We start from the raw sequence: 14,663 nt of genomic DNA, 5'->3' as shown, positions 1-14,663 counted from the left end.
TAAAGCGTATAACTTATCAAAAGCTATACCATTATTAGATGTTAAATGTAGTAAAAGGTTGCGTAAGTAAATACGGTTTTATAAATGTTCTTTATAACCTAGTAAACGTAAAGCATTCAAAACAACCACTATGGTTGATCCTTCATGAAATAATACAGCTAATCCAATATTAGTTAATCCAAGAATTGTAACAGGAACAAGTATAGCGACAACGCTTAGGCTAATAAAAATGTTTTCTTTAATAATGCGTTTAGACGCTCTACTTAACCCAATAACAAAAGGTAGATTTTCTATTTTATCAGACATTAACGCAACGTCTGCAGTTTCTAAAGCCACATCGCTTCCTGCTGCTCCCATAGCAATACTAACGGTGCTTAATGCCATTGCTGGTGCATCATTTACGCCATCTCCAATCATGGCGATTTTCCCGTCTGTTGCTAACAAATCTTTAATAGCTTTGACTTTATCTTCTGGTAATAAATTTCCTTTTGCTTCTGTTAAACCTATTTGTTTTGCAATGGCATCACCAACATTTTGATGATCTCCTGTTAGCATAATCATACGTTTAATACCAATTGCTTTTAGCCTTTTTAATGTGCTTTCTGCAGTTTGTCTTGGTGTATCCATAACGCTTATTATACCTATTACTTTGTTTTTTAAAGCAACCAACATAACGGTATGACCATGTTTTAAAAGGCTTTCCATTTTTGTGATTACAGAATCTTCAAAAATGACACCTTCATCTTGCATTAATTTTAGATTACCAATAAACACTTTGGCATTATTGTAAGAGGCTGTAACTCCTTTTCCTTGTATGGCTTCAATATTTTTAGCAACGCCTTTAAAACGTATGTTATGTAGCTTTTCAATGTCCTTTGCTATTGCTTTTGCTAGTGGATGATTGCTTAAACTTTCGACTTCTAAAACAATTTGTAGAAATTCATTTTCATCAAAATTATTTAAAGCAATCACATTGGTTAATTTTGGCTTTCCTTCAGTTAACGTTCCTGTTTTATCAAACGCAATTGTGGTAATGCTCCCTAAATCTTCTAACGCTTTTCCGCCTTTAATTAAAACCCCTTTTTGTGCTGCTCTTGCAATTCCGCTAAGGACTGCACTTGGTGTAGATATGGCCAAAGCACAAGGACTTGCTGCTACCAAAACGGTTATGGCTCTGTATAAACTTTCGTTAAACGTTTCGTCAATAATTAAGTAGGCAAAGCAGAGTAAAACAACCACTATGATTACTATTGGGACATACCATTTTTCAAACTTTTTGGTTAAGCGTTGGGTTGGCGATTTTTGTGTTTCTACCTCACTCACCATTTTAATTAATCGTGCCACTGTTGAGTCGTGACTAAGTTTTAATACATGTACTTCAATGGTGCTATCTCCATTTATAGTACCTGTAAATGCAATATGTTTTTTATCGATGTGTTTAAATTCCGGTAAATTATCTAAAGTTGCAATTGCTGTTTTATCAACAGGCATGCTTTCTCCAGTAATTGGTGCCTGATTTATACTGCTGTTTCCACTAATTATTACACCATCTGCAGCAATTTTAGTACTTGGTTTTATAACAATAATATCACCAATTTTTAAATTTTCAATTGGGGTTTCAATAAGCTGATTTCCATTTTTAACTATTGCTGTTTTTGGAGATAAATCACTTAATGCTTCAATAGATTTTTTAGCTTTATTCATAGCGTAATGCTCTAACGCGTGACCTAAACTAAATAAAAATAGAAGCAAAGCACCTTCTGCCCAACTGCCAATGTATGCAGCTCCAATAGCAGCAGCAATCATTAAAAAATCGATATCAAATTGGCCTTTTGGTATTTTTTTTAATGCTTCAATAAAAATGAAATAACCACCAAAAAAGTATGAAACCATGTAGCTTATTAATGATGCCCAAGCTGGTAAATCGGTTAGTTTTTCAATAGTAAATCCAGTTATTAAAAAAATACCGCAAAGTATAGCGAAGTATAGTTCTGTTTTTTTTCCAAAAATCAAATTATGACTGTGGTTGTGTCCGTTGTTATTATGGTTTTCCATAGTAGTTGTTTTAAATCTTAATTAATGATTATGCCCACCGTCACTCTCATTTAATAGCATACTATTTCCTTTTACTAGAATTTGTTTGTCTTTTAAAAGGCTAGTGTTTAAAATTTCAACAGTATTTTCTGTTTGCTTTCCAAGCTCTAATTTAACTTTTTCTAAATGAAACTCGTCTCCATGTGCTTCTTCTAAAACTAAAACATAAAAGTCATTTCCAACTTCAATAATAGCTTCTTTATGCAGTCCAATACTTTTGAAGCTATCAATAATAATATCAGCATCAACAAACATCCCAACAATAAAATGCTCTTTGTCATTATCTACGTGTCCATGTACTTTTACGCGTCTAGTTTGCTCGTCAATTGTAGTTCCAACAAGATGGACTTCTGCTTCAAAGGTTTTATCTGAAGCTTCTGGAATTTTGAATGTAATTTTTTGATCTTTCTTAATTTGCATAATGTCTTTTTCGAAGACCGATAATTCTAAATGAATGTGGTCAATATCTACAATTTCCATGATAACATCGCTAGGCGAAACATAGGTTCCGTTGCTAACATTAACCTTAGTAACGTGACCAGAAATTGGGGCGTATAAATTTATAGTCGAAGTTATGCGTCCTTGTTCTACATTACTCGGATTGATATTTAGCATTTGTAATTTTTTGCGTAGTCCATTATAATGGGCACGGTTACTTTTATAAGCACTTTCAGCTTTTAGGTAGTTTTTTTCTGAAGTAATTTTTTCTTCAAACAATGTTTTTTGTCTGTTAAATTCAGATTTTAAGTAATTTAATTGCTCTGAAACTTCTAAATAATTTTGCTGCAGCTCAACAAATTCTGGATTTTTCAGAGTGACTAATAATTGTCCTTTTTTTACTTGATCCCCGATTAATAATGGTGTTTTTGTAATATAACCACCGCTAAAAGTAGTGATGCTTGATTTGTTGTGTGGCGGTACATCAATCATCCCGTTTACTTTTACGGTTTCATTAAAAGCATATTCCGCTAACGTTCCAAATGCCATTTTTTCGCCTTCAAACTGTGCTTTTGTAATGGTTATTTCGTCATTATGTGTTTCCGTTTCAGGAACTATTTCTGCTTTTTTTTCTGAATTTCCGCAGGCTACTAAAACCAGTGAAAATAATAGGATATATATCTTGTTCATCTCTTTATAGTGTTAAGTGATTGATGGTGATTACGGTTTGGTTGTATTGATTTAATTGTTCTAAATAGCTAATCTGAATATCTTTTGCAGTCTCTAAACTCTGTATGTATTGAAAGAAATCAATTTCACCTTCTTTAAAAGTTCTATTTGCTGTTTTTATTATTTCTTCGGAAAGGGTTTTACCTTGCGTTTCGTAATAATTAATAGCGTCTTCATATTGTTGAAGCTTTGCCAGTAACGATTGATATTCTGCATTTAATTTAGCCTGATAATCTTGTTTTTGTTCGGCAATAATATCTTGTGCAATTTTTGAAGCTTTAATTTTTGAGCGTTGACCACCAAATAGAATAGGGATTTTAATACCCAATTGATAGCCTTTAATATTATCATTTAGAGTACTGTTTGTACCTTGAAAGTATTCCGCATTTAAATCTGGAAGTAACTTTTGTTTTTCTAATTTAGTTTGTGCTTTTTGATGATTTATAGTGGCGTCAAAAATGGATAACCCTACATTTTGATTAGCAGATAATTGTTCTATTTGTAGCTTTTGAAGCAAACCGTCAACAGTAGTAATAGAATCTACTTGCACCATTTTTTTAAGCTGTTCGTTATATAAGGTCACCTCTTGAAGGGATTGTTTATATAGTGTTTCCAACTGTTTCTGTTTGGACTGTGCAGTGATCATTTCTAGATAATTAGTTTCACCTAACTCAAAACGACGCTTTGCTTTTTGTGCAAAATCTTTATACAAGCTGTCTAAATATTTGTAGTTTTTAGCTTTGTTTTTAGCATAACTTAACTGGTAATAATTGGCGTAAACTTGTTTTGTCAATTGCTGTAATTGTAAACTAAAATTAGCTTCTTGTAAACTTACTTTAGATTCGTTTACTTTCTTTTCAGCAAAATAAACCGTTGGAAATTTAAAGTCCTGTGAGATTCCAAAAACCTTAAGAGGTACATTGTTTATAGCTAAATTACTTTCGTCATAATTATAATAAACGCTCGTTTTATCAAACGTAAAAGCTGAGCCAACTAAAGCGTTGGATTGCTCAATTTTTAAGTTTTCACCTTTTAAATTCGCATTATTTTCAATTGCTAATGCGATTGTTTGTTCAATATTTAATGGTTTGTTTTGTGCTTGAATACTAATAGTTAATAGCAAGACAACCACAGAAATAATAGTTTTCTTATTCATTTTAAGTGCTTTTTTTTCTTCGTACCAAGCATATAAAACAGGTAATACCACTAAGGTTAATAAGGTTGCAGTTACTAAACCACCAATAACAACCGTTGCTAAAGGGCGTTGTACTTCTGCACCTGCATTTGTAGAAATAGCCATAGGTAAAAAACCTAAAGCTGCAGCTGCTGCAGTAAGTAAAACTGGTCGTAAACGCTCTGTGGTTCCTTTTTTTATACGTTGGTTTATGTTACTAAAACCTTCTGCTTTAAGCGCTTTAAAATGCTCGATTAATACAATTCCGTTTAGTACTGCAATTCCAAATAATGCAATAAAACCTACACCTGCAGATATGCTAAAAGGTAAATCTCTAGCCCATAATAATAGTATACCACCAACTGCGGATAACGGAATTGCAGAATAGACGATTAGTGCTTCTTTTACGGAGTTAAATGCAAAATAGAGTAGAATAAAAATTAAAACTAAAGCCAACGGAACGGCTAATAATAAACGGTCTTTTGCACTTTGAAGATTCTCAAATTGTCCGCCATAGGTAATACTGTAACCAACAGGTAACTTTAATTTACTGTCTATAATGTTTTGCACGTCATTTACTACAGATTGTAAATCTCTGTTTCTAACATTTATACCAACGACAATGCGACGTTTGGTGTCGTCTCGAGATATTTGAGCAGGACCAGTTGTATAGCTGATGTCTGCTAATTCGCTAAGCGGAATTTTGTTTCCGTTAGGTGTGTCGATGTAAAGGTTTTCAAGACTTCCTATATCTTTTCTGTTGTTTTCTTTTAAACGTAGGACTAAGTCGAAACGTTTTTCGCCTTCAAAAACACTTCCAGCTGTTTTTCCCGCAAATCCCATAGAGATAACATCATTTAAATCTGATATATTAAGTCCATATCGTGCAATTTTACTTCTGTTGAATTTTACACTCATTTGAGGTAAGCCTTCTACTTTTTCAACCGAAAGATCTACAGCGCCTTCAACGTTTTCAATAAGTTCTTTGATTTCATTTGCTTTGCTTGCTAATATCGATAGGTCATCACCAAAAATTTTAATGGCTACATCTGCTCGAACTCCAGTAACAAGCTCGTTAAATCGCATTTCTATAGGTTGTGTAAATTCCACTTCCATACCTGGAATTACGGTTAAAGCTTCTTTAAATTTATCTGCTAACGCGTCTTTGTTTTTAGCAGAAGTCCATTCGTTTTTAGGCTTAAGCTTTATAATTACGTCACTTTGCTCCATGGACATGGGGTCTGTTGGTACTTCTGCAGCTCCAATCCTACTGACTACTTGGTCTACTTCAGGAAAGTTGTCTAGTAGGATTTGTTCTATTCTAGTAGTGATTTCTATGGTTTTTCCTAGCGACGTTCCTGTTTTTAAAACCGGTTGAATAACAAAATCACCTTCATCTAAAGTGGGTATAAATTCGCCACCCATTCTACTAAAAACATAAATACTAGAGGTTAGTAATAATGCTGATAACACAACAACTATTCTTTTATTAGACAATGCCCAATTAATAATAGGTTGGTAGGCTTTATTTAAAAAGGTCATTAATCTAACCGACATGTTTTTTGCAGACTGTTTGCTAGGTTTCAAAAACAAAGATGAGACTACAGGAACATAGGTTAAGCATAAAATCATGGCGCCTATTAAAGCAAAGCTGAAAGTCATTGCCATAGGCTTAAACATTTTTCCTTCAATACCACTTAAAGACAGAATTGGAATAAACACGATTAAGATTATTAATTGCCCAAAAATCGCTGAATTCATCATTTTTGATGCGCTTTTTAGTGTTATTTGGTCAATTTCTGCTTGTTTTTCGGTTTTATTAATTTCAGAAAGATGCGATGCTTTGGACATGATTTGAAACGCAATAAATTCCACGATAATAACTGCGCCATCAATGATAATTCCAAAATCTATAGCGCCTAAACTCATTAAGTTAGCATCGACACCAAATTGACGCATCAATATAATGGCAAACATTAAGCTTAACGGGATAACAGAAGCTACGACTAAACCAGAGCGCCAATTACCAAGTAGTAAGACGACCACGAAAATAACGATTAGCGATCCTAGTATTAGGTTTTCGGCAACGGTGAATGTTGTTTTTGCAATCAGTTCGCTTCGTTCTAAAAAGCCATTAATATACACGCCTTCTGGTAATGTGTTTTGTATAGATGCGACACGTTTTTTAACCGTATCAATAACTTCTTTAGAGTTGCCATCTTTAAGCATCATGATTTGTCCTAATACTTTTTCGCCTTCACCATTTCCTGTAATGGCTCCAAAACGTGTGGCACTTCCAAAGCCGACAGTAGCCACGTCTTTTATGTATATTGGTGAGCCATCATTTTTAACAACACTATTTTCTATATCTTCTAAAGAGCCAACTAGACCTTCGCCACGAATAAAAAAAGCTTTGTCATTTTTTTCAATATAACCACCACCAGAAACACTGTTGTTTTTTTCTAAAGCCTCGTAAACTTCTGCAATAGAAATGTTCATGGCAGTAAGCTTGTTAGGATTTATAGCAACCTCATATTGCTTTAAAAATCCGCCCCAAGTATTCACTTCAACCACGCCAGGAATTCCGGACAATTGACGCTTTACAATCCAATCTTGGATGGTACGTAGATCCATTGTGCTGTATTGGTCTTTGTAGCCCGGTTTGACATCTAATATGTATTGGTAAATCTCGCCCAGCCCAGTGGTTATAGGCCCCATTTCGGGTGTGCCAAAACCTTCTGGGATTTGTTCGGAAGCCGATTTGATTTTTTCTGCAATAAGCTGTCTAGGTAAAAAGGTTCCCATGTCGTCATTAAAAACGATGGTTACTACGGATAATCCAAACTTTGAAACAGAACGAATCTCTTCTACTCCCGGTAAATTAGCCATTTCTAGCTCTACAGGATAGGTTATAAATTGCTCTACATCTTGCGTAGATAAGTTTTGCGATGTTGTAATAACCTGTACTTGATTATTGGTAATATCTGGCACTGCGCCAATTGGTATTTTAGTTAATGAAAAAATACCAAAGCCTATAATAAAGGCTGTAAATAGAAATATGATCAGCTTATTTTTTAAGCTGAATCTTATGATGTTTTCTAACATAATTCATAATATTTAAGAAATAATAAATGCCTGTTTGAAGCAAACAGGATTAAGATCTAAAATGAATTATGCGTGCTTGGGCGGCTGAAAAACAGAAGTTTTTTCAGAGTCTGTTACCGTTTCGTTGTAATGAAAATTAAAAGGGATTTCAATAAATTCGTACTGGTTAAAGTCAAAATTATTTGCAATATTTATAAAAGAGGTATTGATGTGTGTACACATGTGGTGATTATCCTTAAACGGAAGGTCTTTGTGTTCTTTATGATCATTATCATGCGTGTCTCTAGCGTCTCCATAATGTTCTGCTAAAAACTGAAAAAACGTGTCACCATACATCTCTTCATGGAACTCGGCATGTTCTAACAACACACTAAACTTAGAAATATCTTCCAAGTTTATGTTGAAACTCTGCACGAGAATCAAAAGTGAATAGGTGATTGCTAAAATTTTGCTCATAATTATATACAAATTTACACAATTAGAAATGTCAATAGGTAACAAAGGTTACAAATGTCTTAAAAATAAGCTTTTAGTTGCACGTTTCCGGTATGGATGGTCTTGCTAGTTTCAGTCTTACGTCCAAAATAAGTTAGGTTTAAATCTAAAAATTTGGTTAGTTTTTTTTGTGCTAGTAAGGTCCAAGTAAAGTTTTTTCCGGGTTGTAAACCTTCTAGCATTTGGAAAGCAACAGGACTGTTGGCATTACCTTCAAAATTGTTATTAAAGACATTAAATTCGCCAGAAATGGCACCGACTTGCGCGTTGCCTTTAGGAGAAAATGCAAAAGATAGACCATATTTTTGCTGTTTTAAGGACTCTAGATTATTGATGGTATTGTCTTTGTTTGTAATTTGATAAAAGACATCAAACTGCACATTGTCGTTTAGTAAATAGGATAATTTAGGATTGAATTTATTAGTGTCAATGTCAAAGTTTTTACTACTAAAATTTTCGCTATTACTAAACTGTTGCTCTAAAGCAGAGGTCAAAGTCACTAGCCAGCTATTTTTAATTTTATGGATAAAATTTAACTGATGACTTTTAAGATTGTTTTCAATAAATCCAAAGCTTAGTGTGTTTTCGCTACTATTCCATAAATAGGTATAAGACGTGGTGTAGCGTTGTTTTCCGCGATTAAAAAACAACACATTTCTAAAATTAAGCGTTAGTCCTAGTTGGTTGTCTTCGCCTTGCTTGAATGGATTTAAGTCGAAGTCATTATCGTTACGTATAATTTTTCGGTCTATTAGATAGCTACTTTGATTATAAAACTTAGAGAATATTTTTTTGGTTTTACTCTCAGCGTTTACCCAATCTATAGGATTTAGGGTAACGGTTTGACTTAATCTATTTTGATGTGTTTTAATAAAAACTTGATTAGGTAATAAGACTCTAATATATTCACCTTGATCTTGGAATTGTGCTATTTCAAACTCTTCTAATTCTTGGATGCCATTTTCGTTATAGTCAATCCATGTGTAGGCACCTTGACCAGGCTCAACTTGCACATAAGTAAAGTCTTGCTGTGGTAAGGTTCCGGAATTAGTTTCAAAAGCGGTGTTCCAAATAATACCATTTTTTAAAAAACGTTGATTAAATAATAGGCGAGAGTTTAATGAGTTTTCATTTGCTTGCTCTTGGTCTTCATTTTTTAATGTTCTGTAATTAACATATAAAGACAGATTAGTTTTTTCGTTTTTAAGTAATCTAGAATCCAAGTAATACGTGTTAGAGCTATTGACACGATCTAGTTTACCGTTACGCAAGCTGTCATTTACACGATATTTGTAACCAACTTCCGCATAAATATTAGTGCTGTCTCCAATACCAGTAAAAGCTTCGTAAGCAGTAAAACGTTGTGTTAAGTCTGTAAATTGCTGTGTTTGGTTAATACGCTCTTTATTTTCTTCAGCAGAAAAACCAGTTCCAATCCATTGTTTTTTTAGAGTGTAGATGGCTTTGTTATACGTTCTAAAAAATTTAGAGGAGTTATCGCTACCATCAGCCTTTAATATATTGGTGTTAGTTGATAATCGTAAATTACCAATATTAATATTTGCTAAAACATTGTGTTTGCTTCCCGAAAAATTTTCGGAATAATCTAAATGCTGAAAGCTATAATTAATATAGCCTTTTTTATGATGAAAACTTTGTAGGCCAACCGATACTAATGTTTGGTCACCAAAGTTTGTGGTTAAAAGGTTAGAATTAGTTTGGCTTAAATTCCAATCACGGTTAAACTCTGGCGCATATAAACGTTGTATGGTTTTAAAGTTTTGCTGAATATAATCTGCATCCAAAACCGCATTTAAATTCCAAAGACTATCGTTTTTTATAATGTTTTGTTCGACGTTTAATTTACCTGCAAACCCGGTGTTGTTAGTGTCATCTGCACTAGAGAATAAGTTAAGATCATTTTTACTGGCTGCCAGTTCAAAACCAACGTTAGTTTTTTTAGTGGGTTTGTAAGCACCGTTTAGTGTCGCTATTTGTAATAATGTAGGCGCTACCAATTGTACAATCGGAGCGTAGTTACCTTGTTTTATGCCTGCGATAGGCGCGGTAAATTGATAGATGTTATTTATGGCATTACTAGACGTTAGCGTGTAATCCCCTTGATTGTCTCCAACTAATGTAAAAGTGACACCAAATAGGGTGTCGTCTGGATTGTTAGAAAACACATAGATATCTTCCCCATTAAAAACCTCTTTTTTGTATAAGATCCGATTTTCATTAAAGGGTTCAGGCACCTCAGAAGATGTTACCATTTGTTGCGTGTCATCTCCTGCAGTACTTAAAATTAAGACTTGGTCTTCGGATAGATTTTGCTGTAATGGGTTGTTTTTAGAGTCGTTTTCAGAATAAACAGAGACGCCTAGTTTTAGTTTTTCGCTTTCATGATTCCCACCGCCATAGGCTACAATTCTAGAGTAGTTTCTTTCTGAGTACTGAAAATCTATACTGATTCTCATTTCTGAAGTAACAGGGTAGGTCGGGTTGAAGATAATTTCACCTGCATTATAATCAATGATATAGTCTTCGTTCTCGCCACGTTTTAGTGCAACACCATTAACAAAAACAGTTTCACTTCCGGACACAATTAATACAAATAATTCTCCGTTGGGGCCTTGTAATTTATAAGGACCTTGATTACCTTCTTGCGCAGTAAATTGGAAATTTGCAAATTGACCACGGACAATAGCACCTGATGCAAATACATTAGTTTGCTGATCGTCGTCTCCAAACTTGGCTTTTACTTGCAGACCTTGCACACGCTTTGTAAAGGATGCAAAATAGGATTGATTGTTTACCAAATCTATATCTCCTGCTCGGATGGCCCAATCGTCTGAAAATAGTTCTAAAAACACTTGGTCAAACTCATCTAAACGCTGAGAATAACCGGTTTCTTGTAACGGGATATTAGCATCTTGGATACTTGCTCTAAGTGATACTTTGTCGCTTAGTTTTCCGGTAATTTGTAAATCAAGCTCGCTGTTTAACACTGAGTTTTGATTGTTTCCAATGGTGACCCCACGACTAATACTTCCTGAAGTTGTTAATCCATCAAAAGGTGTGTATGTTTTATTGGTATTGGGTTGTGTAAGTTTAACTAGTTTGTTAATATTATCTGTATTTTCTACAATCACATTTTTATCAAATTGTGTGTAGGTTCTAGTTAAAAACTCAGGATAATTTTGATAGTTAATAATTATAGAATCGGTTGTTATCGGTTTTATTAAGGTAAGTATGGATTTACCAAAATCAACAGTGTAATAGCTAGAGTCTATCGTTGCACCGGTCGTAGTTTCAATTTTAAAACCATTAGTGTTAATACTGACGCTGTCAATTTGGATGGTTTTGCTGGTAGCAACAGTCTTTCGGTTTAACCCGTTAGTTTGTTCTTGCGCAAATGCAAAAATTCCGAAGAAAAACAAAAAACAGCTAATGGTAAGTTTCATCTCTATCTATAACACTAATATTACTATATTATTTTGTTAATATTTTTTCAGTAAAAGTGAAGTGATTTATCTTGTAAAAGTAAAGCATTATTTAATTTAGCCGAAACAAATGTTTTAAGCATTAAACAAGCTTGGTAAAAAGGTTGTTTTTTTAACTATAATCAATAGCAAACATTTTGTGAGCTATTAAAACAATTATTAAACACGCATGAAAATTATCTCATATAACGTCAACGGAATTAGGGCAGCAATCAATAAAGGGTTTATAGAATGGCTACAAAGCGCAGATCCGGATGTGATTTGTTTGCAAGAGATAAAAGCAATGGAGGAGCAGTTGGATTTAGAGCTGTTTAAAGAGGCAGGTTACCGTTATAATTACTGGTTTAGTGCTCAGAAAAAAGGCTATAGTGGTGTGGCTGTATTGTGTAAAACAGAACCTAATCATATAGAATATGGTACAGGAATAGAATCTATGGATTTTGAAGGTAGAAATATTCGTGTAGATTATGACACGGTGTCTGTTATGAGCATGTATTTACCGTCAGGGACAAACGCAGCACGATTAGAGCATAAGTTTGATTACATGGACTTAATCCAAAAATATTTAAATAAGTTAACGGATACGTTACCCAATTTAGTGGTTTGTGGAGACTATAATATATGCCACGAAGCTATTGATATCCATAACCCAAAAATGAAAGGTGTTTCTGGGTTTTTACCAGAAGAGCGTGAGTGGTTAGGTAATTTTATAGATTCTGGATTTATAGACTCGTTTAGATTTTTGCACCCGGAGCGTCAAGAATATTCTTGGTGGAGTTACCGTGCCAATTCTAGAGCTAATAATAAAGGATGGCGTTTAGATTATGCAATGGTTAGTCAGCCATTACAACAAAAAATAAAAAGAGCAGTTATACTACCTGAAGCTAAACATAGTGACCATTGTCCTATCTTAGTAGAAATTGAATCATAATCCCAAATAGTAATTAGTAAAATGAAAAACAGAATAACAGTTATCCTATTAGTACTTATAGCTACCAGTTGTGTGTCGCCAAAAGTGTATAAAGAGTTAGAAAGCAAATACGCGACTTTAAAAAAGGAAAATAGAAATTTAAAAGACGAAAACGGTGATTTGTTAAAAGCTAAAAATAAAGCAGCAAATGACTTAGCGGAATTACAAGCAAAGTATGATAGTGCGGTAAAACGACGTGATCAATTAAATACCGATTACACAATAGCTAAAAGTAAATATGACGCATTAAAAGCATCTTATGATGCATTGGATGCAAATAGTAGTTCTGCCATTGCAGCTAATACACAAAAAAACAGAGAGTTATTAGCACAGCTAGAAACTAAAGAGCAAGCTTTGGCTGCAGAAAACGCAAGGTTATCACAACTTAAAAAAGAATTAGAGTCACGCTCACAACGTGTTGCAGATTTAGAAAGCATTATTGCGTCTAAAGAAGCTGAGATGACAGCACTTAAAAATGCAATCTCAAGCGCATTAACAGACTTTGAAGGTAAAGGGTTAACTGTAGAGCAGCGCAACGGTAAAGTATACGTGTCTATGGAAAACAAATTATTGTTTGAGTCAGGTAGTTGGGCAGTAGGATCGCAAGGTCGTAAGGCGGTTAAACAATTAGGGACCGTATTGGGTGATAATCCAGATATCTCAGTTTTAATAGAAGGACATACGGATGATGCGCCATATTCGCCAAGAGGTAATATTAATAATAACTGGGATTTATCAACAAAACGTGCCACAGCAATTGTTTCTATTTTACAAGAAAACAATAATATAAAAGCAGATAATTTAACAGCTGCTGGTCGTGGCGAGTTTGCACCAATTGCACCAAATACAACACCAGAGGGTAAGGCTAAAAACCGTCGTATAGAGGTTATATTAACACCAAAATTAGACAAGATTACCACTCTTTTAAATAATTAATTAGGGCGTTACCGCAAGGGTCGGGCTATTCGTTATATCTTTTTTTGCCATATATGGCAGCAAAAAAAGGATGCCACTACTATCCCTAACGCAAACCTTAACAAATATTTGACCTTTAGTTACTAACAATAATTAAAGGTCTTTTTTATATTTGTTAGAAAGCTAAACCACATAAAAATGAAATATACTACACTACCAAATACAGATATTAAAGTCAGTAAAATTTGTTTAGGTACCATGACCTTTGGTAATCAAAATACAGAAGCAGAAGGACATGCCCAATTAAATTACGCGGTAGAGCATGGTGTTAATTTTATTGATACAGCAGAGTTGTATCCCGTGCCGGCAACAGCAGAGACATCTGGTAGGACTAGTGAGATTATTGGGACTTGGCTTAAACATCAAAAAAGGGAAGCGCTTGTTATTGCTTCTAAAATTGCTGGAACAGGAGATTATACAGCACATATACGCACAACAGGGTTTACAGCAGCGTCTATTAGGGAAGCTGTAGATTTAGAATTAAAAAGACTACAAACAGATTATATAGATTTATACCAATTACATTGGCCAGAGCGTGAAACCAATACATTTGGAGTTAGAGATTATAATCATAATCCAAACGATCCGTGGACAGATAACTTTAAAGAAGTACTTGAGGCTTTAGATCAAGTAAAAAAAGAAGGTAAAATTAGACAAGTTGGATTATCAAACGAAAAAGCATGGGGTACGATGCGTTATTTAGAAGAATCTAAAAACAACAACCTGCCAAGACCGGTAACCATTCAAAACGCATACTCGCTTTTAAACCGTGTTTTTGAAGGCGATATGGCGGAGGTGTCAATTAGAGAAAATATTGGACTGTTAGTCTATTCTCCTATGGCGTTTGGTGTGCTTTCTGGAAAATATATTAAAGGTATAGAGGGGCAAAATGCTCGTTTACATCTGTTTCCAAGATTTGCTAGATACAGTAGCGAACAGGCTACAGAGGCTACAAAACAGTATCTGCAATTAGCCGAAAACAATGGCTTAACACTGGCTCAAATGTCTCTTGCTTTTGTCAATCAACGACGATTTGTGACCAGTAATATTATTGGAGCAACTTCTGTAAATCAACTAAAAGAGAATATAGATTCTATAAATTTAACATTAAATGCAGAGTTAATGCAACAAATAGATGCGATTCATGCAAAAATACCAAACCCTGCGCCATAGGTAATGT

Annotated in this window: 8 protein-coding genes; 3 read left to right on the top strand and 5 right to left on the bottom strand. The window is 34.2% G+C overall.

Going from position 1 to position 14,663, the window contains the following annotated elements; all coding sequences use genetic code 11:
• Positions 1-78: 78 nt before the first annotated feature.
• The 5 genes from ACZ2G2_RS04625 to ACZ2G2_RS04605 all read right to left on the bottom strand — a co-directional run bounded on the left by ACZ2G2_RS04625 (position 79) and on the right by ACZ2G2_RS04605 (position 11,499).
• Positions 79-2,055 (bottom strand): heavy metal translocating P-type ATPase, encoded by a 1,977-nt coding sequence (locus ACZ2G2_RS04625; RefSeq protein ID WP_101203604.1) that lies wholly within the window; start codon positions 2,053-2,055, stop codon positions 79-81.
• A 21-nt stretch (positions 2,056-2,076) separates the two neighbouring features.
• Positions 2,077-3,222 carry an efflux RND transporter periplasmic adaptor subunit gene (locus ACZ2G2_RS04620; protein ID WP_470394231.1) on the bottom strand — a complete coding sequence of 382 codons (1,146 nt, stop codon included), beginning with the start codon at positions 3,220-3,222 and terminating at the stop codon, positions 2,077-2,079.
• A gap of 4 nt (positions 3,223-3,226) precedes the next feature.
• Positions 3,227-7,540: a CusA/CzcA family heavy metal efflux RND transporter gene (locus ACZ2G2_RS04615; protein WP_470394229.1), complete on the bottom strand. Its 4,314-nt coding sequence runs from the start codon at positions 7,538-7,540 to the stop codon at positions 3,227-3,229.
• Positions 7,541-7,606: 66 nt separating this feature from the next.
• Complete coding sequence (locus ACZ2G2_RS04610; RefSeq protein ID WP_470394227.1) at positions 7,607-7,933, bottom strand: hypothetical protein; 327 nt, start codon at positions 7,931-7,933, stop codon at positions 7,607-7,609.
• Positions 7,934-8,055: 122 nt separating this feature from the next.
• Positions 8,056-11,499: a hypothetical protein gene (locus ACZ2G2_RS04605; protein ID WP_470394225.1), complete on the bottom strand. Its 3,444-nt coding sequence runs from the start codon at positions 11,497-11,499 to the stop codon at positions 8,056-8,058.
• Positions 11,500-11,707: 208 nt separating this feature from the next.
• On the opposite strand from ACZ2G2_RS04605, the gene ACZ2G2_RS04600 reads away from it, so the two are divergent.
• The 3 genes from ACZ2G2_RS04600 to ACZ2G2_RS04590 all read left to right on the top strand — a co-directional run bounded on the left by ACZ2G2_RS04600 (position 11,708) and on the right by ACZ2G2_RS04590 (position 14,656).
• On the top strand, positions 11,708-12,469 hold the full coding sequence (locus ACZ2G2_RS04600; RefSeq protein ID WP_470394224.1) for an exodeoxyribonuclease III: 762 nt from the start codon (positions 11,708-11,710) through the stop codon (positions 12,467-12,469).
• Between the two features lie 21 nt (positions 12,470-12,490).
• Positions 12,491-13,444, top strand: coding sequence for an OmpA family protein (locus tag ACZ2G2_RS04595; RefSeq protein ID WP_470394222.1), 954 nt, complete (start codon positions 12,491-12,493; stop codon positions 13,442-13,444).
• 177 nt (positions 13,445-13,621) lie between these two features.
• Positions 13,622-14,656 (top strand): aldo/keto reductase, encoded by a 1,035-nt coding sequence (locus tag ACZ2G2_RS04590; protein ID WP_470394220.1) that lies wholly within the window; start codon positions 13,622-13,624, stop codon positions 14,654-14,656.
• Positions 14,657-14,663 lie beyond the last annotated feature (7 nt).

This window comes from Olleya sp. KKT75 (assembly GCF_055635485.1).
The sequence above is the reverse complement of the archived record's forward strand: the minus strand, read 5'-3'. Positions and strand labels throughout refer to the sequence as shown.

Bases quoted from the DNA above. Each gene is read 5' to 3' on its own strand.
- ACZ2G2_RS04625 (WP_101203604.1), bottom strand. From the start codon at position 2,055: ATGGAAAACCATAATAACAACGGACACAACCACAGTCATAATTTGATT.
- ACZ2G2_RS04620 (WP_470394231.1), bottom strand. From the start codon at position 3,222: ATGAACAAGATATATATCCTATTATTTTCACTGGTTTTAGTAGCCTGC.
- ACZ2G2_RS04615 (WP_470394229.1), bottom strand. From the start codon at position 7,540: ATGTTAGAAAACATCATAAGATTCAGCTTAAAAAATAAGCTGATCATA.
- ACZ2G2_RS04605 (WP_470394225.1), bottom strand. From the start codon at position 11,499: ATGAAACTTACCATTAGCTGTTTTTTGTTTTTCTTCGGAATTTTTGCA.
- ACZ2G2_RS04600 (WP_470394224.1), top strand. From the start codon at position 11,708: ATGAAAATTATCTCATATAACGTCAACGGAATTAGGGCAGCAATCAAT.
- ACZ2G2_RS04595 (WP_470394222.1), top strand. From the start codon at position 12,491: ATGAAAAACAGAATAACAGTTATCCTATTAGTACTTATAGCTACCAGT.
- ACZ2G2_RS04590 (WP_470394220.1), top strand. From the start codon at position 13,622: ATGAAATATACTACACTACCAAATACAGATATTAAAGTCAGTAAAATT.